This window comes from Pseudomonas serboccidentalis, from assembly GCF_028830055.1.
Classification (GTDB): domain Bacteria; phylum Pseudomonadota; class Gammaproteobacteria; order Pseudomonadales; family Pseudomonadaceae; genus Aquipseudomonas; species Aquipseudomonas serboccidentalis.
The window spans coordinates 3,161,165-3,186,534 of record NZ_CP101655.1; the positions used below are offsets into that span (position 1 = coordinate 3,161,165).

Annotated in this window: 16 protein-coding genes and 2 pseudogenes; 9 read left to right on the plus strand and 9 right to left on the minus strand. The window is 60.3% G+C overall.

Translation table 11 applies throughout. The features are described from left to right. Positions 1–56: 56 nt before the first annotated feature. Together NN484_RS27340 and NN484_RS27345 are read right to left on the minus strand one after the other, a co-directional pair. On the minus strand, positions 57–929 hold the full coding sequence (locus NN484_RS27340) for a methyl-accepting chemotaxis protein (RefSeq protein WP_425518811.1): 873 nt from the start codon (positions 927–929) through the stop codon (positions 57–59). A gap of 30 nt (positions 930–959) precedes the next feature. Next, positions 960–1,682, minus strand: a pseudogene (locus NN484_RS27345) (MCP four helix bundle domain-containing protein); the annotation flags it as partial. Between the two features lie 280 nt (positions 1,683–1,962). On the opposite strand from NN484_RS27345, the gene NN484_RS14510 reads away from it, so the two are divergent. The 4 genes and pseudogenes from NN484_RS14510 (at position 1,963) to NN484_RS27355 (ending at position 4,529) form a co-directional block, all read left to right on the plus strand. Continuing rightward, positions 1,963–2,193: a hypothetical protein gene (locus tag NN484_RS14510; RefSeq protein ID WP_003220969.1), complete on the plus strand. Its 231-nt coding sequence runs from the start codon at positions 1,963–1,965 to the stop codon at positions 2,191–2,193. Next, positions 2,190–2,492 (plus strand): cell division protein ZapA, encoded by a 303-nt coding sequence (locus NN484_RS14515; protein WP_003220971.1) that lies wholly within the window; start codon positions 2,190–2,192, stop codon positions 2,490–2,492. Before NN484_RS14510 ends, NN484_RS14515 begins: the two co-directional genes overlap by 4 nt. Positions 2,493–2,636: 144 nt before the next feature. Further along, positions 2,637–3,662, plus strand: a pseudogene (locus tag NN484_RS27350) (cache domain-containing protein); the annotation flags it as partial. 135 nt (positions 3,663–3,797) lie between these two features. Then, positions 3,798–4,529, plus strand: a complete 732-nt coding sequence (locus NN484_RS27355) for a methyl-accepting chemotaxis protein (RefSeq protein ID WP_425518812.1) — start codon at positions 3,798–3,800, stop codon at positions 4,527–4,529. Positions 4,530–4,620: 91 nt separating this feature from the next. On the opposite strand, the gene NN484_RS14525 is transcribed toward NN484_RS27355, so the two are convergent. Next, positions 4,621–6,423 carry an acyl-CoA dehydrogenase gene (locus tag NN484_RS14525; protein WP_274657382.1) on the minus strand — a complete coding sequence of 601 codons (1,803 nt, stop codon included), beginning with the start codon at positions 6,421–6,423 and terminating at the stop codon, positions 4,621–4,623. Between the two features lie 218 nt (positions 6,424–6,641). Then, entirely contained in the window at positions 6,642–10,595 is a 3,954-nt protein-coding gene (gene putA, locus NN484_RS14530; RefSeq protein ID WP_215501275.1) for a trifunctional transcriptional regulator/proline dehydrogenase/L-glutamate gamma-semialdehyde dehydrogenase, read from the minus strand. 457 nt (positions 10,596–11,052) lie between these two features. Between putA and putP the strand changes: the two genes are divergently transcribed. The 4 genes from putP to NN484_RS14550 all read left to right on the plus strand — a co-directional run bounded on the left by putP (position 11,053) and on the right by NN484_RS14550 (position 16,241). Next, a complete protein-coding gene (gene putP / locus NN484_RS14535) occupies positions 11,053–12,537 on the plus strand; it encodes a sodium/proline symporter PutP (protein ID WP_127648673.1) in 1,485 nt (494 codons plus the stop codon). A 352-nt stretch (positions 12,538–12,889) separates the two neighbouring features. Then, positions 12,890–14,905, plus strand: a complete 2,016-nt coding sequence (locus NN484_RS14540; RefSeq protein WP_215501276.1) for a type VI secretion system Vgr family protein — start codon at positions 12,890–12,892, stop codon at positions 14,903–14,905. Next, positions 14,895–15,599, plus strand: a complete 705-nt coding sequence (locus NN484_RS14545; protein ID WP_215501277.1) for a DUF4123 domain-containing protein — start codon at positions 14,895–14,897, stop codon at positions 15,597–15,599. The genes NN484_RS14540 and NN484_RS14545 overlap by 11 nt, the downstream gene beginning before the upstream one ends. A 321-nt stretch (positions 15,600–15,920) precedes the next feature. Next, entirely contained in the window at positions 15,921–16,241 is a 321-nt protein-coding gene (locus NN484_RS14550) for a hypothetical protein (protein ID WP_215501278.1), read from the plus strand. Between the two features lie 107 nt (positions 16,242–16,348). Here NN484_RS14550 and NN484_RS14555 read toward each other — a convergent pair whose 3' ends face one another. Continuing rightward, positions 16,349–16,762 carry a hypothetical protein gene (locus NN484_RS14555; protein WP_274657383.1) on the minus strand — a complete coding sequence of 138 codons (414 nt, stop codon included), beginning with the start codon at positions 16,760–16,762 and terminating at the stop codon, positions 16,349–16,351. Positions 16,763–16,948: 186 nt separating this feature from the next. Here NN484_RS14555 and NN484_RS14560 point away from each other — a divergent pair, with 186 nt between their 5' ends. Then, a complete protein-coding gene (locus tag NN484_RS14560) occupies positions 16,949–17,788 on the plus strand; it encodes a 23S rRNA (adenine(2030)-N(6))-methyltransferase RlmJ (protein ID WP_016772007.1) in 840 nt (279 codons plus the stop codon). Positions 17,789–17,914: 126 nt separating this feature from the next. Here NN484_RS14560 and msrA read toward each other — a convergent pair whose 3' ends face one another. From msrA to aceF, 4 genes are all read right to left on the minus strand, one after another. Then, positions 17,915–18,580 carry a peptide-methionine (S)-S-oxide reductase MsrA gene (gene msrA, locus NN484_RS14565; protein ID WP_274657384.1) on the minus strand — a complete coding sequence of 222 codons (666 nt, stop codon included), beginning with the start codon at positions 18,578–18,580 and terminating at the stop codon, positions 17,915–17,917. Positions 18,581–18,782: 202 nt separating this feature from the next. Beyond that, positions 18,783–21,479, minus strand: coding sequence for a sensor domain-containing phosphodiesterase (locus NN484_RS14570; RefSeq protein ID WP_274657385.1), 2,697 nt, complete (start codon positions 21,477–21,479; stop codon positions 18,783–18,785). Between the two features lie 253 nt (positions 21,480–21,732). Next, positions 21,733–23,130, minus strand: coding sequence for an alkaline phosphatase D family protein (locus NN484_RS14575; protein WP_274657386.1), 1,398 nt, complete (start codon positions 23,128–23,130; stop codon positions 21,733–21,735). Between the two features lie 275 nt (positions 23,131–23,405). Continuing rightward, positions 23,406–25,364 (minus strand): dihydrolipoyllysine-residue acetyltransferase, encoded by a 1,959-nt coding sequence (aceF, locus tag NN484_RS14580; protein ID WP_127648681.1) that lies wholly within the window; start codon positions 25,362–25,364, stop codon positions 23,406–23,408. Positions 25,365–25,370: the final 6 nt, after the last annotated feature.

Sequence of the window (25,370 nt, forward strand, 5' to 3'; positions counted from 1 at the left end):
GAGCGGGAGCAAGCTCCCTCGCCACAGAGAGTTCATTTACTTCAAGGTAAATGTTGTTACAGGCTGAAGCGCCCAACCATGTTGTTCAGGTCCAGCGCCAGACGCGACAGCTCATTGCTCGCCGCACTGGTCTGATTCGCGCCGGTAGCCGACTGCACCGACAGGTCGCGGATGTTCACCAGGTTGCGATCCACTTCGCGGGCCACTTGGGCCTGCTCTTCGGCGGCGCTGGCGATCACCAGGTTGCGTTCGTTGATTTCGACGATCGCGGTGTTGATGGTGTCCAGCGACAGGCCGGCGCCACGGGCGATGTTCAGGGTCGATTCGGCGCGTTCGGTGCTGTTGCGCATCGAATCCACGGCGTGTTCGGTGCCGCTCTGGATGCTGCCGATCATGCGTTCGATCTCGCTGGTCGACTGCTGGGTGCGATGGGCCAGCGCACGGACCTCATCCGCCACCACAGCAAAACCACGCCCGGCTTCGCCGGCACGGGCTGCCTCGATGGCCGCGTTCAAGGCCAGCAGGTTGGTCTGATCCGCCAGACCACGAATCACGTCCAGCACCTTGCCGATGTCACGGGATTCATTCGCCAGATCACCGATCAGGTTTGCGGTGCTCTGCACGTCGGCGCTCATGCGTTCGATGGCGCTGACGGTTTCCTGCACCAGGTCACGACCGTCGCCGGCTGAGGTGGTGGCGTTCTTCGAGGCTTCCGAAGTGCTCACGGCATTGCGTGCGACTTCTTCCACAGCGCTGGTCATTTCGTTGACCGCGGTGGCGGCCTGTTCGATTTCGTTGTTCTGCTGGGTCAGGCCACGGGCGCTTTCGTCGGTGACGCTGTTCAGCTCTTCGGCAGCGGAAGCCAGTTGGGTGGCGGAACCGGAGATGCGTTGCAAGGTGTCGCGCAGCTTCGATTGCATCTTGGCCATGGCGGCCAGCAGGCGCCCGGCTTCGTCGCTGCCATCAACGTGGATCGGCTGGGTCAGGTTGCCTTCGGCAATGGTCTCCGCCGCGTCCAGCGCTTTGGAAATCGGCTTGGTGATGCTGATGGTCAGCAGCCAGGCGAACAGCAACGTCAGACCGGTGGCGACGACCAGCAGGGTGACCACCAGATTGAACGCCGAAGCATATTGCTCGGCGGCCTGCTGGTTGGTTTCGCTGATCTGCTGACCGTTGATCTGCATCAGGCGGTTGAGCACGGTGTTCATCGCTTCGGAGTTGTTCAACAGATCGGTGTTGAGCAGATTGCGCAACTCGTCCACCTGATTGTTGCGCGACAGGCTCTTCATCCGGTCTTCAATCTGGCGATACTGGCCCAGCAACTGCACGTATTGATCGTAGGCGGCGCGTTCTTCCGGGCTGCCGATCAGCGGCTCGTAGGCAGTCTGGGCGGCGCGGATCTGCTGGTTGCGCGTCTCCAGCAGCTCGATGGTCTTCTGCTGCACGTCCGCTTCGCGGTTGACCAGCAAGCGGTATGACAGTACCCGCTGGCGCAGGGTCAGTTGAGTGAACTCGTCGAGGTTCTTGATGCTCGGCACGCTGTTGGCGGTGATATCCTCGGCCGCGCCGCGGATTTTGCTCATCTGGTTCAGGGCGAACACGCCGAGAATCAGCATCAGGCCGCCGATCAGGGCGAAACCGGTAAACGCCCTGGGGGCGATATTCATATTTCGAAGGGACATGGTGCGGGTACCAAGGAAAGGGCCGCATCCATGCGGGCTGAGACTGCTGTATGGATGACTTATCGGTCATGCGACTAAAGTCTTGAGGCGGTGTGCGTATTTGTCGCATACGGCCCTTGGCGACGAAGTGCAGGAACCAGATCGGCAGATCACAGTCTTTTAAACTCGCGAGAACGGTCGGCCACCAGGAAAATCAAGGCCTTGCGCCGGTTTAACCCTGGCATCCGCAGTGACTTTTCTTTATCGTACGCGCCCTTTGAAAAACGCCTGGAAGATCAAAATGTTGGAAGCATCCCTCAGCCAATTGGAACAGCTCGTCAGCGACCTGGTGCAACAGAACCAGACCCTCACGCAAACCAACCAGACCCTGTCCACGGAACTGGCCCAGGCCAAGGATGAAAACGAAAGCCTGCAACTGAGCCTGATGGAACAGGAAGAGAAGCACGGCGCCACCGCAGCGCGCATCCAGGCTCTGGTTGATCGCGTCAACGCAGGTCCTGTCAGCGCATGAACCACGGCACAGCAGGGGTAAAAGTCATCTCCATTCTCGGGGAGGACTATTCGATCAAGGCACCGGCCGGGGAAGAACAGACCCTGCTGGACGCCGCACTGATGCTCAAGGCCGCACTGGCCGACACCAAACGCAAATACCCGACGCTGATCGGTGACCGCTTGCTGGTGCTGGCAGCCATGAATCTGTGCTCGCAGCAGATCGAAATGAAGAAGCAGCACCAGGAAGAACTCGACCGTTACCAAGAGCAAGTCAGCGCCACGGTCGAAACCATCGCCAAGACCATCAATCAGGGCTGATGGGGTTGCGCACAACCAAAGAATAGATTGTCGATCGGGTTGTATACAATCGGCACGGCTGTTGCATTGTTTCGGCCACTTATTCTTTGGGGGTGCTCCATGCAGTTCTGGCGTCGCAGTATTCAATGGCAGCTGATTCTCGGCATGGGCAGCGCCCTGTTGGTCAGCGTCCTGATCGTGGTTGGCATTTATACCCTGGTGGTCAACCGCCTCGCCCAGAGTTATCTGGTCGAACAAGCGCTGCCGTCGAGCATCGAAGCGACGCGCAACGACATCGAACGCATCCTCGTCCAGCCACTGACCGCCGCCAAAGATATCGCCAGCAACAGCATGGTCCGCGACTGGCTGGTCTCGGGTGAAGACAGCAGCAAAACAGCGGCCTTCGCGCAGTATCTGGAAGGCATCCGCGCCGAACACAAGGCTTTCACCGCGCTGATCATCGGCACTGAATCCAATCACTACATCACCGAAAAAGGCCTCGACCGCACCCTCAGTCGCGCCAAACCGGCCGATGCCTGGTTCTATTCCTTCCTCGACAGCCCCCAGCCGCGCACCCTGAATATCGACAACGACGGCGCTACCGGAGAACTGGCGTTGTTCATCGACCTGAAAGTCGAGCAGGCCGGCAAAGTGGTCGGCGTGGCGGGGCTTGGCCTGAGCATGAAAGAGCTGTCGGCGCTGATCCACAATTTCAGTTTCGGCGAGCGCGGCAAGGTCTATCTCGTGCGTTCCGACGGTTTGATCCAGGTTCATCCTGAAGCGCAGTTCAGCGGCAAGCGCACTTTGAGCGAGCAGATCGGTGCTGATGCAGCGCAGTCGGTGATGGGCCAAAAAGAGGCCGTGAGCAGCAGTTTCCAGCGCGACGGCGAAGACTTCCTCGCTTTCAGCCTGCCTTTGCGTGATCTGGGCTGGACACTGGTGGCCGAAGTGCCGCAGTCGCAGATCTATGCCGAAGCTCGCAAAGCAATGTGGATGAGCGGCGGTATCGGTCTGGCGGTGGCATTGGTGTGTCTGGCGCTGGTGGTGTGGCTGGCCCAGGGCTTGGTGCGACCGATTCGTCAGGTAACAGCCGCGCTGGTAGCCATCGGTAGCGGCGGTGGAGATTTGACCCATCGGTTAGATTCCAGCCGCGCCGATGAGCTGGGCGATCTGGCTCGGGGTTTCAACCGATTCCTCGACAGCCAGCGCGCATTGATCGGTGAAGTGCTGACCACCAGCGAGCGCTTGCGCACCGCCGTCGGCCAAGTGGCCAGGGTGGTGGAAAACACCGCCGAGCGCTCCGGACGCCAGCAGGAAATGACCGACATGGTCGCCACCGCCGTTCACGAAATGGGCCTGACCGTGCAGGAGATCGCGCAGAACGCCGGCAACGCCGCGCTGGCCTCGCAAACCGCGCGCGATGAAGCGCTGCAGGCGCGGGAAGTGGTCGGTGGCTCGATCCGCCATATAGAAAGCATGTCTGATGAGATCGGTATAGCGGCGGGGGCGGTGGGTGAGCTGGCGCATCAAGTGGCGTCGATTGACTCGGTGCTGGCGGTGATTCGCGGGGTGTCCGAGCAGACCAACCTGCTGGCACTCAATGCCGCCATCGAAGCGGCGCGCGCCGGCGACATGGGGCGTGGGTTTGCCGTGGTGGCGGATGAAGTGCGCACCTTGGCGCGTCGCACACAGGCCTCCACCGACGAGATTCAGCAGATGATCGGCAGCCTCAAGCAGGGCGCCGAGAATGCGGTGTCATCGATGCGCACCGGCCAGGCCGCGACCGGCACTGGCGTTGAATCGAGCCAGCGTACCGGCGCGTCGCTGACCGCGATTACCGGGCAGGTGGAGCGTATCAGTGACATGAATCATCAGGTGGCGACGGCGACCGAGGAACAGTCAGCGGTGACCGAGGAGATCAATCGCAATGTGCAGGGGATTTCCGACCTGGCGCGGGCCACAGCAGGGGAGGTTCGGGCGTGTCGCGAGGATTGTCAGATGTTGCAGCGGTTGGCGGATGATCTGGCGCGGCAGATGGGTGGGTTCAAGTTGAGCTAAAGGATCAAGATCAAAAGATCGCAGCCTTCGGCAGCTCCTACATTGGAATGCGTTTCCTGTAGGAACTGCCGAAGGCTGCGATCTTTTGCTTTTAGAACCACGCATCCTGCATCGCCAGACACGTATCATCCCGCGCCTCCAGCAACGCCAGCTCATGCTGGCAACCTGGCACTTCCCACGTCAGGAAATACCGCGCCGCCTGCAGCTTGCCCTTATAGAAGTCGGCATCCGCCGGATTGCCCTTGGCCAGGCCTTCTTCGGCGCGGATCGCCTGCTCCAGCCAGCGCCAGCCAATCACCGTGTGCCCGAACACTTTCAGGTACAGCGCCGAATTCGCCAGGCTGCTGTTGACCTTGCCCTGCGCCAGATCGGTCAGCAGGCCGATGGTTACTGTTTGCAGGCGCGCCAGCAGTTTTTCCAGTGGCTCACGCAGTGCGGTCAGCGATTCATGCGCGGTAGAGCGCTCGGCAGTGTTGGCGATCAAGCGGATCAGTTGCTTGAGCCCTGCGCCACCGTTTTGCGCCAATTTGCGTCCGAGCAAGTCCAGCGACTGGATGCCGTGGGTGCCTTCGTGGATCGGGTTCAGGCGGTTGTCGCGGTAATACTGTTCTACCGGGTATTCACGGGTGTAACCGTGGCCGCCGAGGATCTGGATCGCCAGTTCGTTGGCCTTCAGGCAGAACTCCGACGGCCAGGATTTGACGATCGGCGTCAGCAGGTCCAGCAGCTCATGGGCCTGTTTACGCTCGGCGTCGGTCTCCAGCGTCGTGGTGTCATCGAACAGCCGCGCCGCGTACAGGCCGAGGTCAAATGCTCCTTCGACGTAGGACTTTTGCGTCAATAGCATGCGTCTGACATCCGCGTGCTGAATGATCGCTACCGGCGCGGTGGTCGGATCCTTGCTGTCCGGTACTCGGCCCTGCGGGCGCTCCCGGGCGTACTCCAGCGAATACAGGTAACCGGCGTAACCGAGCATCACCGCGCCCATGCCGACGCCGATCCGTGCCTCGTTCATCATCTGGAACATGTAGCTCAAGCCGTGGTGCGGCTTGCCCACCAGATAGCCGACGCACTCGCCGTTATCGCCGAAGTTCAGTGCTGTAGAGGTGGTGCCGCGCCAGCCCATCTTGTGGAACAACCCGGCCAGCAGCACATCGTTGCGCTGGCCCAGAGTGCCGTCATCGTTGACCAGAAACTTCGGCACGATGAACAGCGAAATACCCTTCACCCCCGGCGGCGCGTCCGGCAGCTTGGCCAGCACCATGTGCACGATGTTTTCCGACAGCGGGTGATCGCCGCCGGAAATGAAGATCTTGTTGCCCTTGAGGCGATAAGTGCCGTCGGACGCGGGCTCGGCACGCGTACGAATATCCGACAACGAGGAACCCGCGTGTGGTTCGGTCAGGGCCATGGTGCCGAAGAAGCGACCGTCGATCATCGGTTGCAGAAAGCGCTGTTTCTGCTCATCGGTGCCGAAGCTTTCGATCAGGTTGGCCGCACCCATGGTCAGGAACGGGTACGAAGTGGTTGCCGCGTTCGCCGATTGAAAATGCGCAAAGCAGGCTTGCGACAGCAACGTCGGCAGTTGCATGCCGCCGGCATCGAAACTTCTCGCGGCGTTGAGGAAACCGGCTTCGAGGAAGGCATCCACCGCCGGTTTGACTTCCGGAATCAGAATCGCCTGGCCATTCTCGTAGCGCGGCTCGTTCTCGTCACCTTTGCGGTTATGCGGTGCGAAATATTTCTCGGCGATGCTGCGCGCGGTGCCGATGGCGGCGTCGAAGGTCTCGCGGTTGTGCTCGGCAAAGCGCTCACGCCGGGTCAGGCCCTCGGCATCGAGGACTTCGTACAGCTCGAAAGCCAGATTACGGGAACTGAGCAGCGTCTCGGACATGGCGGCCTACCTGAAATTTGGGGTTGGGCCGAGTCTAGGCTTGCTGATAGAGGCTGAACAGGATGATTGATGGGCGTGATACAGAAGCAAAAGATCGCAGCCTTCGGCAGCTCCTACAGAGAAACACGATCCCCTGTAGGAGCTGCCGAAGGCTGCGATCTTTTGATCTTCTGTATGAGTGCCAGGCGACCATTGCGGTCGCCTGGAGTTACAGAGGTTTAACCGATGGTCATCAAGCTCGCATTACCACCCGCCGCAGCGGTGTTAACACTCAACGCCCGCTCGATCACCAGACGCTCCAGCGCAATGTTGGTTTCGCCCTGGGACAAGCCCTGAACCCCAACGATCGCACCGGCGCGCTTGGCGATCTGCTGGCAGACACCGCGCAACTGGTCGGAATGGCCGTGATGCAGAACGGCATCAAACACCACCTCGTCCTTGTTCCAATCGGAAACCAGCTTGATCCGCGCCTGAATCTCCTTCGGCAGGCGTGCGAACAACGCCTTGCTGAGGTCGGACTCCGGCCATACCGCCGAACCGCCGACAGCCAATACCGCCGCCAGTTGGGTCAGCAGATCGCCTTCAACCTCCGCCAGGCACAGCACGTGCTCACGCGGCAGGATCGCGTAGCTGTTCTTCTCGCCAGTCGGACCGGCCAGCACGCGGGTGATACCGCTTTGCGACTGGGCGGCGTACTGCGCGCACAGGGTGCTCAGGTCGGCGTACTTGTTGCTTTCAGCCCAGGCTTTCAGCGCGTTCAGCGGTTTGCTCATGGCATCACGCAGGCGCACGTCCGGTGCGACGACCGCATCACCGCGAGCGAAGGATTGTTCGATCGCATCGGTAGGACGAGTCGACAGCAGGCGGTACAGGTACAGCGGGCCACCGGCTTTCGGGCCAGTACCCGACAGGCCTTCGCCGCCGAACGGCTGCACGCCGACCACGGCACCGACGATGTTGCGGTTGACGTAGACGTTACCGGCGTTGACGTTGTCGATCACCTTGGCGATGGTCTCGTCGATGCGGGTGTGCACGCCGAGAGTCAGGCCATAACCGGAGGCGTTGATCTGGCCGATCAACTGGTCGATGTCCTTGCGCTTGTAACGCACCACGTGCAGCACCGGGCCGAAGATCTCGCGTTGCAACTCGTCGAAGCTTTCCAGCTCGATCAGGGTCGGCATGACGAAGGTGCCGCGTTTAACTTCTTCGCTGTCGGCAATCGCCACCTGGTACACACTGCGACCTTTATCACGCATGCCCTGGATGTGCTTGTCGATGCCGGCCTTGGCTTCGGCGTCGATCACCGGGCCAATGTCCACAGACAGACGCTCAGGGTTACCGAGACGGGATTCGGCCATCGCGCCTTTGAGCATTTCGATGACACGGTCTGCGGAATCTTCCTGCAGGCACAGTACACGCAGTGCCGAGCAACGCTGGCCGGCGCTATCGAAGGCCGAGGACACCACGTCGATCACGACTTGTTCGGTCAGTGCCGAGGAGTCGACGATCATCGCGTTCTGGCCACCGGTTTCGGCGATCAGTGGAATCGGACGGCCCTGGCTGTCGAGACGGCCAGCGATGTTGCGTTGCAGCAGACGTGCGACTTCGGTGGAACCGGTGAACATCACGCCTTTGACGCGCTCATCACCAACCAGCCCGGCACCGACGGTTTCACCGCGCCCCGGCAGCAGTTGCAGCACGCCTTCGGGAATCCCGGCTTCGAGCAGCAGGCGCACGGCTTGCGCGGCTACCAGCGGAGTTTGCTCTGCCGGTTTGGCGAGTACCGGGTTACCGGCGGCCAGTGCGGCAGCCACCTGGCCACTGAAGATGGCCAGCGGGAAGTTCCACGGGCTGATGCACACCACCGGGCCCAGTGGGCGGTGGGCGTCGTTGCTGAAATCGTTGCGTGCCTGCACCGCGTAATAACGCAGGAAGTCGACGGCTTCACGGACTTCAGCGATGGCGTTGGCGAAGGTCTTGCCGGCTTCACGGGCCAGCAGGCCCATCAGTGGCTGGATCTCGCCTTCCATCAGGTCGGCGGCACGTTCCAGAATCGCGGCGCGTTCGGCTGGCGGGGTGGCCTGCCAGATTGGCGCGGCATTCAGGGCGCACTGGATCGCATTGTCGACGTCTTCGACGGTGGCTTCCTGCACGTGACCGACTACATCGCGGTGATCTGCCGGGTTCAGCACCGGTGCTGGCGCTTCGGTGCTGGAGGCGCAACCGAGCATCGGCGCGGCTTTCCAGTTGTTGTGCGCGGTGGCGAGCAGGGCGCAGGACAGCGAGGCCAGACGGTGTTCGTTAGCCATGTCGATGCCGGCGGAGTTGGCGCGCTCGGCGCCGTACAGGTCACGCGGCAGCGGAATGCGCGGGTGCGGCAGACCAAAACCACCTTCCACGGTCGCCATCTGCTCGATCTGAGCCACCGGATCGGCCACCAATTCCTGAATCGAAATCGACTGGTCGGCGATGCGGTTGACGAACGAGGTGTTCGCGCCGTTTTCCAGCAGGCGACGCACGAGGTACGCCAGCAGGGTTTCGTGGGTGCCGACCGGTGCGTACACGCGGCACGGACGGTTCAGCTTGCCTTCGGAAACTTTGCCGACAACCTGCTCGTAGAGCGGTTCGCCCATGCCGTGCAGGCACTGGAATTCGTACTGGCCCGGGTAATAGTTCTGACCGGCAATGTGGTAAATGGCCGACAGGGTGTGGGCGTTGTGCGTGGCGAACTGCGGGTAAATGACTTCCGGTACCGACAGCAGTTTGCGTGCGCAAGCGATGTAGGAAACGTCGGTGTACACCTTGCGGGTGTAGACCGGATAGCCTTCCAGGCCTTCGACCTGGGCGCGCTTGATTTCGCTGTCCCAGTACGCGCCTTTCACCAGGCGGATCATCAGGCGATGACGGCTGCGGCGAGCCAGGTCGATCACGTAGTCGATCACGTACGGGCAACGCTTCTGATAAGCCTGGATCACGAAACCGATGCCGTTCCAGCCGGTCAGCTGCGGTTCGAAGCACAGACGCTCGAGCAGATCCAGCGACAGTTCGAGACGGTCGGCCTCTTCGGCGTCGATGTTCAGACCGATGTCGTATTGCTTGGCCAGCAGGGTCAGCGACAACAGGCGCGGGTACAGCTCATCCATCACGCGCTCGTACTGCGCACGGCTGTAACGCGGGTGCAGTGCCGAGAGCTTGATGGAAATGCCCGGGCCTTCATAAATCCCACGGCCGTGGGAGGCTTTGCCGATCGAGTGAATAGCTTGTTCGTACGACGCCAGGTACTTCTGCGCGTCGTGCTCGGTCAGTGCCGCTTCACCGAGCATGTCGTAGGAATAGCGGAAGCCCTTGGCTTCGAACTTGCTCGCGTTGGCCAGTGCCTCGGCGATGGTTTCGCCGGTGACGAACTGCTCGCCCATCAGGCGCATGGCCATGTCGACGCCCTTGCGGATCATCGGCTCGCCGCTCTTGCCGATGATGCGGCTCAGCGACGACGTCAGGCCGGCTTCGTTGTGGGTCGACACCAGTTTGCCGGTCAGCAGCAGACCCCAGGTCGCGGCGTTGACGAACAGCGACGGGCTGTTGCCCAGGTGCGGATGCCAGTTGCCGGTGCTGATCTTGTCGCGGATCAGTGCATCGCGAGTGCCTTTGTCCGGGATACGCAGCAGCGCTTCGGCCAGGCACATCAGCGCTACGCCTTCCTGGGACGACAGGGAAAATTCCTGCAGCAGGCCCTGAACAATGCCTGCACGACCGCCGGCACTTTTCTGGTTACGCAGTTTTTCCGCGATGGTCGCGGCGAGTTTGTTGGTGGCTTCGGCCATCGGTGCCGGCAGGCGTGCCTGTTCGATCAGCATCGGTACCACTTCCGGCTCGGGGCGGCGGTAAGCGGCGGTGATCGACGCGCGCAGTACTGATTGCGGCAGGATGCTTTCAGCGAATTCGAGGAAGCACTGGTGGGCGTGATCGGTGTGGACTTCACCGGCGTCATCGCTGTCCTTGGCGGTCAAACCGTTCAGCTCGGTCAGGGTTGCACCACCCTCGAGTTTCTCCAGGTAATTGAAAATTGCCTGCTTGATCAGCCAGTGCGGCGTGCGATCAATCGAGGTTGCGGCAGCCTTCAGGCGCTCGCGGGTCGGGTCATCGAGTTTGACCCCAAGGGTGGTGGTAGCCATATTTTTATCCTCATGGTTGCCACAGTTGCGTGGCATCAGCTGGCGGCAAGATTAGCCGTGCGCTGAGAGAGGTGCAACCGGGTGCAACCCTTTTTTTGTCGGAATAATAGGCAGCTCGTCAGGAATTATTTTCTGGTACGAAAGTGCTGCTCCTGCTTGGTGCTTTTGCTTCTAGCCAACGGTTATGACTGCCACAAAAGGGAGCAAAAACGGGGTATTTGAGGCTAAATCCGACTAGGTGCAACTTATTCGTTCGAAACTGGTTGCACCTTATTTGATTTGTTGCATAGCATTCGCGCCCAAGGTGCAACCGGGATACCCGGTGTACCCGGCTGATGGCTTTCCTGGGGAAACATCAGTCTTAAATGCGCGGGATCCCGGATCGTCTGCCAAACGTCGTCGTTTGCGAGCGGTTCACCACCGCCGCTACATAAAAACAAAGCCAGGGCGTAACTCAATGAGCGTTAGCAATCCAACCCTGATCACGTTCGTGATCTACATCGCAGCAATGGTGCTGATCGGCCTGATGGCCTATCGCTCCACCAACAACCTTTCTGACTATATTCTGGGCGGTCGTAGCCTGGGCAGCGTCGTGACGGCTCTGTCTGCCGGTGCTTCCGACATGAGCGGCTGGTTGCTGATGGGCCTGCCGGGCGCCATCTACATGTCCGGCCTGTCCGAAAGCTGGATCGCCATCGGCCTGATCGTCGGCGCCTACCTGAACTGGCTGTTCGTCGCCGGCCGTCTGCGCGTGCAGACCGAGCACAACGGCGATGCGCTGACCCTGCCGGACTACTTCTCCAGCCGTTTCGAAGACAAAAGCGGCCTGCTGCGCATCATTTCGGCGATCGTGATTCTGGTGTTTTTCACTGTCTATTGCGCATCTGGCATCGTGGCTGGCGCCCGCCTGTTCGAAAGCACGTTCGGCATGACCTACGAGACGGCGCTGTGGGCCGGTGCTGCGGCGACGATTGCCTACACCTTCGTTGGCGGTTTCCTCGCGGTGAGCTGGACCGACACCGTACAAGCCACGCTGATGATTTTCGCGCTGATCCTTACGCCGATCATCGTGTTGCTGGCTACTGGTGGCGTCGACACCACGTTCCTGGCGATCGAAGCGCAAGACCCAAGCAACTTTGACATGCTCAAGGGCACCACCTTCATTGGCGTCATTTCGCTGATGGGCTGGGGCTTGGGCTACTTCGGTCAACCGCACATCCTGGCGCGTTTCATGGCCGCTGACTCGGTGAAGTCGATTGCCAATGCCCGTCGCATCTCCATGACCTGGATGATCCTGTGCCTGGGCGGCACCGTGGCTGTGGGCTTCTTCGGTATTGCCTACTTCTCGGCGCACCCGGAAGTTGCAGGTCCCGTGACTGAAAACCACGAGCGCGTATTCATCGAGCTGGCAAAACTGCTGTTCAACCCATGGATTGCCGGTGTGCTGCTGTCGGCGATTCTGGCTGCGGTGATGAGCACCCTGAGCTGCCAGTTGCTGGTGTGCTCGAGCGCCCTGACTGAAGACTTCTATAAAGCGTTCATTCGCAAGACAGCTTCCCAGAAAGAACTGGTCTGGATCGGTCGCGCCATGGTGCTGGTGGTGGCGCTGATCGCCATCGCACTGGCAGCCAACCCGAAAAACCAGGTACTGGGTCTGGTCAGCTACGCGTGGGCCGGTTTCGGTGCTGCGTTCGGTCCGGTGGTGCTGATCTCGGTCGTCTGGAAAGGCATGACTCGCAACGGCGCACTGGCGGGTATCCTTGTCGGTGCGATCACCGTTGTGGCGTGGAAACACTGGGAAGTGATGGGTCTGTACGAAATCATCCCGGGCTTCATCTTCGCCAGCCTCGCGATCTACATCGTCAGCAAGTTCGGTTCGCCGACCACTGGCATGGTGCAGCGCTTCGAAGCGGCGGAAAAAGATTTCCACCTGAACAAGTGATGCGCTGAGCTTCGGCTCACAAGAGAACGGTCCGTTTCCTACAGGAGGCGGGCCGTTTTTTTATGCCTGTGATTTCTTGAAAACGCTGAGGATCTCATGTGGGAGCGAGCTTGCTCGCGAAGACGTCGTGTCAGTCGGTGGGGATGTCGGCTAATAGGCCGCTTTCGCGAGCAAGCTCGCTCCCACAGGGTTCAGTGATGTTGCAGAGGGATTTGTCTGTAGTTGAGGGCGCTGCTTTTTGCAGGGTTTTTCATCAATGAGAGTAGGGCAAATCTGATTTTCCCGTCACCCACCCAACACCCCTTACCCCTCATGCAGAATCGCCCGCCCTCATTTTGCAGAGACACATCGGATGTTCGCGCCTGCCAATCAACCGCGTTTCACGTTGACCCTCGAAGGCGCCCAACTTGACCTCAAGGTCCTTGAGTTCACGGGCAAGGAAGCCATCAGCCAACCCTTTCGCTTCGAGCTGGAACTGGTCAGTGAGCGACCGGATCTGGATCTCGAAAGCCTGCTGCACCGTCAGGCGTTTCTGAGTCTTGATGCGGACGGTTCCGGTATCCATGGTCAGATTTATCAGGTCGGGCAGGGCGACTCCGGGAAACGTCTGACGCGCTATCACCTGAGCCTGGTGCCGCGTCTGACGTACCTCGGTCATCGCATCAACCAGCGGATTTTCCAGCATCAAACGGTGCCGCAGATTGTTGCGCGAATCCTCAAGGATCACGCGATCCTGCGCGATGCGTTCGAGTTTCGACTCGGCAGCGATTACCCGGTGCGTGAATATTGCGTGCAATACAACGAGAGCGATCTGGCCTTCATCCAGCGCCTGTGTGCCGAGGTCGGCATTCATTACCACTTTCAGCACAGTCCCGAAGGTCACGTGTTGGTGTTCGGCGACGACCAAACGGTGTTCCCGCGTCTGGCCGCGCCGACGCTGTACCTGCCGGGCAGCGGCATGTCGGCCGGTGCAGCGGCCATCCAGCGTTTCAATGTCCGGGTGGAAACCCGCACCAGCGTGGTGACCCGGCGCGACTACAACTTTGAAAAGCCGCAATTGCAGCTGCAAAGCCGCAGCGAAAGCGAGCTGCGCCCGGTGCTGGAGGACTATCACTTTCCCGGCCAGTTCAACGACCGTGAAACCGGCAAGCACCTGGCGCAACGTGCGCTGGAAAGGCATGTCGCCGACTACCGTCAGGCTGAAGGTCTCAGCGATGAATCCGCCCTGGTGTGCGGACATTTCCTGCAACTGACCGAGCATCCGCGCCAGGACTGGAATGACCTGTGGCTGCTCACTGCCATCGAGCACCGTGGACGACAGCCACAAGTGCTGGAGGAATCGGTGACCAGTGATGGGGAAACATTCCAGGGCTACCGTAATACCTTTCTCGCCACGCCGTGGGACGTATTCTTCCGCCCGGCCCTCGGCCCGGAGAAACCACGGATGCTCGGCTATCAACCTGCCGTCGTCACCGGACCGAAAGACACCGAAATCCACTGCGACGAGTACGGGCGGGTCAAGGTGCAACTGGCCTGGGATCGCGACGGCGAGCTCAACGAGCATTCCAGTTGCTGGCTGCGTGTCGCTGCAGGGTGGGCGCATGACCGTTACGGCAGCGTGCTGATCCCACGGGTTGGCATGGAAGTGCTGGTCGGTTTCATCGACGCCGATGCCGACAAACCGCTGGTCATGGGTTGCCTGCCAAACGCCGCGACCCCGGTGCCGCTGGACTTGCCGGCGGACAAGACCCGCAGCATCTTCCGCAGCCAGAGCAGTCCCGGTGGCGGCGGTTACAACGAACTGCGCATCGAGGACAAGAAAGGCGCCGAGGAAATCTACCTGCGTGCCCAGCGCAACTGGACCCAGCATGTACTGCACGATCAACAGGTGCAGGTCGACAACCAGCGCAGCATCGTCGTCACGGGCACTGCCAAACATGAACTGAAGGCCGACGAACAACGAATCACCCACGGCCAGCGCCAGACCGAGGTGAAGCAGGACGATCACCTGAGCGTGTCCGGCGACCGGCATATTCGGGTAAGCAATCAGGCAACCAGTGCCAGCGGACAAGTCCACGTCAGCGCTGGGCAACAAGTGGTCATCGACGGCGGCGCGAGCGCGACGATTCAGGCAGGCGGGCAGTGGATCAACATCGGCCCCGGGGGGATCTTCAGCAGCGTGCCGATCCAGGTCGGTGGCGCGCCGATGGCGGCGATGAGCGCGACACCGAGTGTGCCGGGATTGCCGGCAAAACTCGCAGCAGTACCTGCGGCCATTCTCACCGCTGCGCAAATCATGAGCTTTAAAGGTGATGCGCCATTCTGCGAAGAGTGCGAGCGCTGCAAGGACGGTGTTTGTGCAGCCTGATTGCCTCACACCTGCAGCGTGGTTGGCGCGTGAACCGCTGAAACCTTCGGAGCAACTGTTCGCAATCTTCAGTAGCGCCAGCGACGCCAAGCCACCGCAGATAGCACCAAGCCGGATTTGGGCGGAGACGATCTACGCCGAGTGGGACGCAGTGATGCCGTTTGTGGGAATTGTCGCGGCGGACAGTGAGTTTCTCGATTGGGTGGCGAACACCGAGTCTCGCGATTGGGGATGGCTGGCGGTGTCCTCGGCGAGTCTGGAAGTGCTGGTCGAGCATTTTCGTAGTCTGACGCAGGTGCTGATGCCGGATGGGAAGGCAGTGTTCTTTCGCTTCTGGGATGGGCGGTTTTTGTTGCCGATCTTGCAGTCCGATGAAGTGGATTCGGCGCAACTGATGTCGGTGATATCGCGCGGTTTGATCAATGGTCAGGCTGCGGATATCGGGGGCAGGGCGCAAGCTTCGGGTCGGGTGTTTCCTTGGTGGACGGTGCCGGAATCGGTCTTGGCTGCGGCGGGGGATGACGTTCGCGTCGGCAATGCTGTGCAGTGGCTGAGCGAGCAAAATCCTGCATTGTTCGAGGCCTTTCCCGAGCTGGTTTTACAGTGCAAGGTCAGGCAGTTTTTTCTGCTGGCGACGTCGGAAGAATCGTCTTCATCGGCGTTACTGGAGTATTTGCTGGCAGAGACGGAGTGACATTTCCGGGCGAAGTCCTCGGACGTTTCCTGCGAGTTGCGGCGGCTTTCATGAACTGGTGGGCGGTGGGTGGCAGGGATAGTCTTTTCGTTGTCACCGCAAACTCGGTGACAGGGTGTGGAAGCCCTTTATCGTTAGGCGCCTCTAGCGCCACCCGTCAGGCGCTCGTTATTGTCTGTGATTTATGGTGGCTGTGCGCGGGGCGCTTTCGAGTGCGCCGGGTGCCTAACGTCCTGGTCTTCCACACCTGCGTACAGCCGCCACCCTTTTGCGTGGAAGCAAAGGTTGGCGGTTTCCGTCCATACGTTAGGAGGCAACCCCATGACAAATTTGAACCCCGATCCACCCTACGAACAACACATCCCCCACCCCGACAACCGCTACATGGCCCTGACCAGCAACTGCAACGACATGCCCACGTTGTTCGTCGACACCCACGCCCCGCTCGATATCCTGATGGACGCCGCCAACTACCGCATCCGCGCCGTGGTCCAGGTGCTGGAAAACCTGTGCATGCGCGGTTCGATCGAGTGCGACTCGATGATCCTCAGCGACTTTGCCCAGCTCTGCGTGATTCCGTTGCGCGATGGGTGTGATGTGCTGGATGTCATCGGCAAGCGGTTGCATGCAATGCCTTCCTGAATTTCCAGGAGCAAAATCAAAAGATCGCAGCCTTCGGCAGCTCCTACACGGGATCATTTGTAGGCGCTGCCGAAGGCTGCGATCTTTTGACGTTGAGGGTGTGGCAGTCAGTCTGCGATGTACCGATCCTGACTCTTGATAAAACTGTCGAAAGCCTCTGAGTTGTAGACCTCCAGGCATCCATAAAAAACGACATTGCTTTTCGAGTGCTTGCTGATCGACGGTGTCTGCTCATAGGCCGCATACACATAGTTTCTGGTTTCTTTATAGGGATCGTGCAGCACCTGCAGCGTGTCTTCATTTTGCAGGACGGTGTGCATGCCTTTGCCCATGAACGAGTAGGCGCCAGCGGACAGACCGATGTCTTTTTGCAATGCTGAATTTTCTTTGAATGGCTTCAGGATGCAGTGACTCAAACCGTAGTTCTTGAGCATTTGGCGAGCCTGCGCTCTGTGATTTTCGTCCGATACGGCGTGCATTGAGCAGATCAGGGACAGAGAGAAAATGAAAGGGCGACGCATGGGTTTGACTTCCTGTCGAGGTTACCTGCCAGTCAAGCGAGATAGATGACCCGTGGCGAGGGGATTTATCCCCTCGCCAGCCACAGGTATTGGGTCAGATCTTAACGTGTAAGAGGCCGCTCAGCCGCCAACCCCTGACTTGCCGCCCGGTAAAAGGTAAACTTCACGGCCCTCGCAGGAGCAGCCATGAATTATCGTCACGCCTTCCATGCCGGCAATCACGCCGATGTGTTCAAACACCTGACCTTGACCCGCCTCATCGCTCTGATGTCGCGCAAGGAGCAGCCGTTTGCCTATCTCGACACGCACGCCGGGATCGGTCTGTATGACCTGCAGGGCGACCAGGCCAACCGTACCGGCGAGTACCTGGAAGGCATCGCGCGTTTGTGGGATCAACCAGACCTGCCGGCGCTGACCGCCGACTACATGAAGGTGCTGCACGAGATGAACCCGGATGGCCAGTTGCGCTACTACCCGGGCTCGCCGGAGCTGGCGCGGCGTCTGACCCGGCCGCAGGATCGGGTGATGCTCAACGAGAAGCACCCGGAGGACGGCGTGCTGCTCAAGGACAATATGGCCGGCGACCGTCGGGTGAAAGTGCATCTGGGCGAGGGCTGGCATGTTGCGCGGGCGATGCTGCCGGTGCAGGAAAAGCGCGCGGTGATGTTGATTGATCCGCCGTTCGAGCAGCTCGACGAGATGCAGCGTTGCGCGGCGTCGATGAAAGAGGCCATTGGCCGGATGCGCCAGACGGTGGCGGCGATCTGGTACCCGGTGAAGGACCAGCGTGCGCTGCGTCGTTTCTATCAGGACCTGGCCGGTACCGGTGCGCCGAAGTTGCTGCGCGTGGAGTTGCTGGTGCATCCGCTGGACACGCCGAACAGCCTGAACGGTTCGGGTCTGGCGATAGCCAATCCGCCGTGGGGGCTGGAGGAAGAGTTGCGTGAGCTGCTGCCGTGGTTGTCCAAGAAGCTTGGGCAGACCCAGGGTGGGTGGCAGATGGATTGGTTGATTGCCGAGAGCTGATCAACGGCAAGATCAAAAGATCGCAGCCTGCGGCAGCTCCTACAAGGTTTAGTGTCGTCCACCAATGTGTGAACGATTACGGACCTGTAGGAGCTGCCGCTGGCTGCGATCTTTTGCTTTCAGGGTTTAGTTACCCGCCAGGCTCGGTGGCATGCACACGCCGGTGCCGCCGATCCCGCAGTAGCCTTCCGGGTTTTTCGCCAGATATTGCTGGTGATAGGTCTCGGCGAAGTACACGGTCGGTGCCTGTTCGATCTCGGTGCTGATTTCGCCCAGGCCGGCCTTCGACAGTTCTGCCTGATAAACAGCCTTGCTCTTCAGCGCCGCTTTGAGTTGCTCAGGTGAGGTCGCGTAGATCACCGAGCGGTACTGGGTGCCGATGTCGTTGCCCTGACGCATGCCCTGCGTCGGGTTGTGCAGTTCCCAGAACATCGCCAGCAGCTCTTCGTAGGTGACCTTGGCCTTGTCATACACCACCAGCACCACTTCGGCGTGACCGGTCAGGCCCGAGCAGACTTCTTCGTATGTCGGGTTCGGCGTGTAGCCGCCAGCGTAACCGACCACGGTGCTGACCACGCCTTCACGCTGCCAGAAGCGGCGTTCCGCGCCCCAGAAGCAACCCAGACCGAAGATCGCGAAGTCGACGTCCTGGAAAAACGGGCCGAGCAGCGGGGTTTCTTCGAAGACGAAATGCTTTTCAGGCAGGGTCATCGCGGTTTCGCGGCCGGGCAGGGCTTGGTCTTTAGTCGGTAGCACGTTTTTATTCACCAGAATTTCCGAGCGCAGAACCATGAGCGTTCCTCTCAGTCAGGATGGGATGTAAAAGGTAGACCGTCAGTGTGCCCAATGATGCCGAGTTAATCACTACCCAATGTAGGAGCTGCCGAAGGCTGCGATCTTTTGATTTTGCTTTTTAAAAACCAGATCAAAAGATCGCAGCCTTCGGCAGTTCCTACAGGGGTCGGCATGTTATGGCGAGAATGGGGTAGCGGGGTTAGAGGCAGAGCGGGCCGCGCGGATAGCGCTTGAGTGCCTGGATCAGTTCGGCGCCGGGGATCGGCCGGTCGAACAGGTAGCCCTGGCCGACGTCGCAGCGGTGACGACGCAGGAACGCCAGTTGCTCGGCGGTCTCGATGCCTTCGGCCACGACTTTGAGTTTCAGGTTGTGCGCCATGGCGATCACCGCCGAGGTGATTTCCATGTCGTCCTGGTTGTCCGGGATTTCGTGGATGAAGCTGCGATCGATCTTGATGATGTCGATCGGGAATTTCTTCAGGTAGCTGAGCGACGAGTAGCCGGTGCCGAAGTCGTCCATGGCCAGGGTCAGGCCCAGGCGCTTGAGCTGGTCGAGCTGCAAGTGCGTGTCTTCGGTGGCTTCCAGCAGCAGGCCTTCGGTCAGCTCCAGCTCCAGCAGGTTGGCCGGCAGCGCTTCTTCCTTGAGGATGTTGGCGATGGACGCGACCAGATCCGGATCGGAGAACTGTTTCGGTGACAGGTTGATCGCCACCTGCAGATTGCCCATTCCGGCCGCGGTCAGCGCCTTGCTCATGCGGCAGGCCTGACGGGCGATCCACTTGCCGATCGGAATGATCAGGCCGGTTTCTTCGGCGACGCTGATGAACTGGTCCGGGCGGATCATGCCGCGTTCCGGGTGATTCCAGCGCAGCAGCGCTTCCATGCCCAGCAAACGACCGCTGCGCAGGCACAGCTTGGGCTGGTAGAACACGTCCAGCTCGTTCTGGGTCAAGGCGCGGCGCAGGTTGTTCTCGACGAACAGCTTGTAACTGGCCTCGGCGTTCAGCGCTTCGGTGAAGACTTGCACCTGGTGTTTGCCGTTGGCCTTGGCCTTGTGCAGGGCGAGGCCGGCGTTGCGCATCAAAGTCTGCGGGTCGCGCCCGTGCAGCGGCGCGCAAGCCAGGCCCACGGAGCCGGTGACGCTGATCAACTGGTTGTCGACGAACATCGGTTTGTCGAGGGTCATCAGCAGTTGGCTGGCAATCTGCTGACCGGCTTCGAGATCGGTGTCGTCGAGCAGCACGGCGAATTCGTTACTGGCGAAACGGGCGAGGCTGCCGCTTGGGCTGAGGCTGTTGCGCAGGCGCCGGGCGAGGCTGATCAGCAGTTTGTCGCCGGTCTGGTGGCCGAGGCTGTCGTTGATCCGCTTGAAGTTGTCGATGTCCACCAGCAGCAGGCTGATCGGGGTATCGCTATCCCGGGCGAAGCGTTCGTCCAGATTGCGGATAAACGCCGGGCGGTTGCCGAGGTTGGTCAGGTTGTCGGTGTACGCCAGACGCTCGATGCGTTGCTGCGCCAGTTTGGTCTGGGTGATGTCTTCGTAGATGCCGATGTAGTGCGTCAGCTCGCGGTTGTCGCCATATACCTTGGAGATCGACAACTGCCCCCAGTACGGTTCGAGGTTTTTGCGGCGGCTCTTGAACTCGCCCTGCCAGCTGTTGCTTTTGGCCAGCGCCGAGGGCGCGTCGAACAGCAGCTCGCTGAGGTTCTCCAGCGCCGGTAGCTCCGACAGGCGCTGGCCGTGGACTTCCTCGGTGGAGTACTGGGTGATCGCAGTGAAACTCGGGTTGACGTACTCGACCACGCCGTCGCAATTGACCAGCAAAAAGGCGTTGGCGCTTTGCTCGACCGCACGCTGGAACAGGTGCAGGGCGCTGGTGGCGGTGCGGCGGTTGTGGTTGTTGATGACCTGGGCGAACTGATCGGCCAGTTCACCGGCAAAGGCGATTTCATCCGACTGCCAGGCACGGCTGACGCCGGTCTGCTCCAGGCACAGCACGCCGACCACCTGACCGTCGACACGGATGCTGGCGTCGAGCATGGCGTTGACGTCCCGCGGGCGCAGGGCTTCGGCCATCTCGCGGGTACGCGGGTCGCGCATCGCATTGTGCGCGTCGATGGCGCGGCTGCCGTGCAGGGCTTCCATGTAGTCGGGGAAACCGCTGATGTCGATCACCTCCGGCAGGATGTATTCCTGAGTCGCGCGGTGATACGCGGAAATCGGCACCAGCAGATTCCCTTCGAGGTTCCACAGGCTGGCGCAGTCGATTTCATAGATGTCGCAGGCGCAGCGGGTGATCAGCTCGGCGGCTTCTTGCAGCGAGTTGTGGCTGCTGTAGCGCTGGCGGGCCAGCAACAGAATCAGATCCTGTTGGGCGCGCACCCGCTCAAGGTGCTGCAGTTGTTCCTGCTGGGCGCGCTGGTTGAGTTCCAGAGCGATCTGCAGACGGGAATTCTGGGTTTCGAGGTCGACGGACGGCAGCGTCGGCGCCTCGTCGAACACGTCATCGACGGCCAGCAGATAGCCGCGCAACAGATGACGATTGTGCTGTTTGTAGGCTTCGCCGAGTTCGAGGATGCTCAAGGCGCCGGCGACGGTGTGCAGGGTGTAGCGCACCAGATAGTGCGGGCTGTCGCGCAGTTGTTGCTGAATGGTGTCGTGCAGTTGATAGCGCGCTTCTGGCTCCATCAGGCTGGCGTAGGGCGAGCCGACCAGCGCACACAATTCGACAGCCGGCTGGCCGAACTGGCGCTCGCAATTGGGATCGAGAAACAGCATCGCCCAACTGGCTTCATTCAAGCGCTCGAAACGCAGCATGCCGAGCCGCGAGGGCACAGGCAACTGCGTCACTACCTCGGCCGCCATACGGCTGGCGGCATCGGGTTGGCTCTTCATGAAGGAACTCGCTTGGAAATATGCTGAACGCGCCGGGCTCTCGCCCTCTTTACTGTTGCCTGCGGCAAGGTTGCATCATTGCGGCACCGACTGACAAGAGAGATGAAGGCCAAGTGCTATAAGAATATGTCGGCCGCCCAAGGCATTTCTCCAGCGCCTCTTGCAAAAGAGCAAAAGATCGCAGCCCGCAGCGGCTCCGACAGGGTACGCATGCCGATGTAGGAGCTGCCGAAGGCTGCGATCTTTTCGGAATTCAACGCAATTTCAGGCCAATCGACTGCAGGCGTTTACCATCCCGATCATGGTAATTGATCAAAATCTGATCAGATTCGACCAGCACATGGGCGAAGTTGTCTTCGCTGACCACAGTGCTGGTCAACTCATGCTGATAGTCACCCGCAGCCGTGCGCACCAGCGGTTGATCGAGGATAAACGTCGACGCCTTGGCATAAGGCAACAGCTTGCTGTTGCAAAACGGCGAGGAAACGATGGTGTGCACTTCGAAGTCCGGGTCTTCGCTGTGGGTCAGGCGCGAGGTCAGTGAGCCGTGCACATCACCCGAAACAAACACCACATTCCTGATCCGCTGGGTGCGGATGGTTTCCAGCAGGCGCAGGCGTTGTTCCGGGAAGGCTTTCCAGGCGTCGTCGCCGTGCAGTTTGCGGTCCGGGTAGAACATCACGCTGGTGACGACGAATTTGACCCGCGCCGGGCTGTTGATCAGCCATTCGAGCAGCGCCTGCTCCTGCGCCTCGTCAAGTATGCGGCGATCATTGGTGGACAGGTTGCGCCGGGTGCGGCTGTCGGTCACGAACCATTCAATGTCGCCGTCGCTGAATTGATACCAGTAGTGCTCGAGTTTTGCCCGGTTCACTTCATTGTTAGTTGTCAGTTCATGTGCGGGGCTGTGGCTGACTTGATAGATTTCATACGCCGCCATGGCATTGCGATATAACTCGTGATCGGACTTTCCGGCGTTCGCCGGCCAGTTGTCTTCGATTTCGTGATCATCAAGAATCATGTAAGTCGAGGTGCCGGCCATCAGTCGCTGAATGTTGGGTTGTGAGAACGCTGCACGGTATTTACTGAGAATTTCCTTATATTCACGATCAGGTGCAATCAGATTAAGGTCGTCGACATAAATCTGATCGCCCGTCATCAATGTGGCACTGATGGGTGGTTGTGCACCTTCGATCAACTGGTTGATGGAAGCAAAGATCCGGTCACCGAGGTGGGGCAGCGACGGGATACCCGCGCTCATGCGCAAATAGCGGCAGGAGCCGACGATGTAAGCCCGCGGCTGCAAGGCTTTGCTGGAACGGGTACGCAGGCGGTAGATTTCCCGGGGCCACTGCAGTGGCAGTTCGGCAACACTGTCCACGGTGTGTACCGGACTCATCGGGCTGAACCAGCCGGTCTGGTATTCATATTCGGTGTCGCTGCTCAAGTTATTGAGTGCGAATACTGTCGTCATGTCGCGCAAACTATCGAGTTCGGCGAAAGTGCCGGTCGACCATTGCTGTGTGCCTGTCACCCTGTAACGGATGGCGGCAAATACCGGCGAGTTACCTTGATAGTCTGCACGAATAAATATTCGCGCATGATTAGTTGTCGTGTGGCCGATGGTCGGGCCAATAGTCGGTTTGAACATATTCGAATCCGTTCGAGTAAGTTTGTTGTTGGTAGATAGCGCAGAAGTTTTGTTCTTTAACTAGAGGGGCAGAGGTTAGTTGGCTGGCGATAAAAAATATCGAGGCGAAGTGGACTAAGTTCGTAGCTTAAGTAAACCGAACGTGTAGGAAGAGTTGCTGCTATTTACTTCAGGCAAAAAAAGCCCCGTCAAACTGACGGGGTTGAGGTACGAGCGTGTGGCGCTCGAAAACGTGAAACACGATTGGCCCTCCCGTGGGGGAGGGCCAATCGGGGTTACAGCAGGATGGTGCGGATGTCGCCCAGCAGGCTGCCCAGACGCTGAGTGAAGCGTGCAGCAGCGGCGCCGTTGATCACGCGGTGATCGTAGGACAGCGACAGTGGCAGCATCAGTTTCGGCTGGAAGGCTTTGCCGTCCCAGACTGGCTGGATGGTTGCCTTGGAAACACCGAGGATCGCCACTTCCGGCGCGTTGACGATCGGCGTGAAGCCGGTGCCGCCAATGTGGCCGAGGCTGGAAATGGTGAAGCAGGCGCCCTGCATCTCGTCCGAAGACAGCTTCTTGGTGCGGGCTTTTTCAGCCAGCGAAGCGGCTTCTGCAGCCAGTTGCAGCAGGCTCTTCTGGTCGACGTTCTTGATGACTGGTACCAGCAGGCCATCCGGGGTGTCGACCGCGAAGCCGATGTTGACGTACTTCTTGCGAATGATCGCCTTGCCGCTTGGTGCCAGCGAACTGTTGAAGTCCGGCAGTTCCTTGAGCAGGTGCGCACAGGTCTTGAGCAGAAGCGGCAGGATGGTCAGCTTGACGCCGGCCTTCTCTGCAACGGCTTTCTGCGCAACACGGAAAGCTTCCAGCTCGGTGATGTCCGCCGAGTCGAATTGCGTCACGTGCGGCACGTTCAGCCAGCTGCGGTGCAGGTTGGCAGCGCCGACCTGCATCAGGCGGGTCATCGGCACTTCTTCGATTTCGCCGAAGCGGCTGAAGTCCACGACCGGGATCGGCGGGATGCCCGCGCCACCGGTTGCGCCGCCAGCAGCCGGCGCTTCCTTGGCCTTCTGCATCATCGCCTTGACGTAAACCTGCACGTCTTCCTTGAGGATGCGACCGTGCGGACCGCTGGCGCCAACAGCGCTCAGCTCGACGCCGAACTCGCGGGCCAGTTGACGCACGGCAGGGCCGGCGTGAACTTTCGCGCCAGGTTTGGCAGGCGCAGCCACTGGAGCGGCAGCAGCAGGTGCGGCGGCCGGAGCAGCAGCGGCTGGCGCTGGGGCGCTCGGTGCAGCGGCGGCAGCTGGAGCCGGGGCAGCAGCAGGGGCCGCGCCTTTGACTTTCAGCTTGAGGATCAGGTCGCCGGTGCCGACTTCGTCGTCCAGCTTGATGGAAACGCTTTCCACCACGCCGGCGGCAGGCGATGGGATTTCCATGCTCGCCTTGTCGGATTCCAAGGTGATCAGCGACTGGTCGGCTTCAACGCTGTCGCCAGCCTTGACCAACACTTCGATGATCTTGGCCTTGCCGGCCGAACCGATGTCCGGAACGTGGATGTCCTGAACGCTGTCGGCTACCGGTGCGGCTGGAGCAGCGGCTGGCGCCGGCGCAGCAGCAGCGGCTGGCGCAGCAGCCTGGGCCGGAGCGGCAGCAGCAGGGGCCGCAGCACCCGCCACTTCCAGATCCAGGATCAGGTCGCCGGTGCCGACTTCGTCGTTGAGCTTGACGCTGATGGCCTTGACCACGCCAGCGGCAGGCGACGGGATTTCCATGCTCGCCTTGTCGGATTCCAGGGTGATCAACGATTGATCAGCCTCGACCTTGTCGCCGACCTTGACCTGGATCTCGATGATCTGGGCCTTGCCCGACGAACCGATGTCCGGCACGTGCACTTGCTGAACCGAAGCGGCAGCAGGAGCAGCGGCTGGCGCGGCGGCAGCAGGGGCAGCAGCCGGTTTGGCTTCAGCTTTTGCAGCCGGTGCAGCGGCAGGCGCAGGGGCCGCTTGCGCGGCGCCCTCGACTTCCAGCTCGAGCAGTTCGTCGCCTTCTTTCAGGCGGTCGCCCAGCTTCACTTTCAGGCTTTTGATGACGCCGGCTTTCGGGGCCGGCACTTCCATGCTGGCCTTGTCCGATTCCAGGGTCAGGATGCTCTGGTCGGCTTCGATACGGTCGCCGACCTTCACAAACAGTTCAATGACTTCACCTTCACCGCTGCCGATGTCAGGTACGCGAATGAGTTCGCTCACAAAATG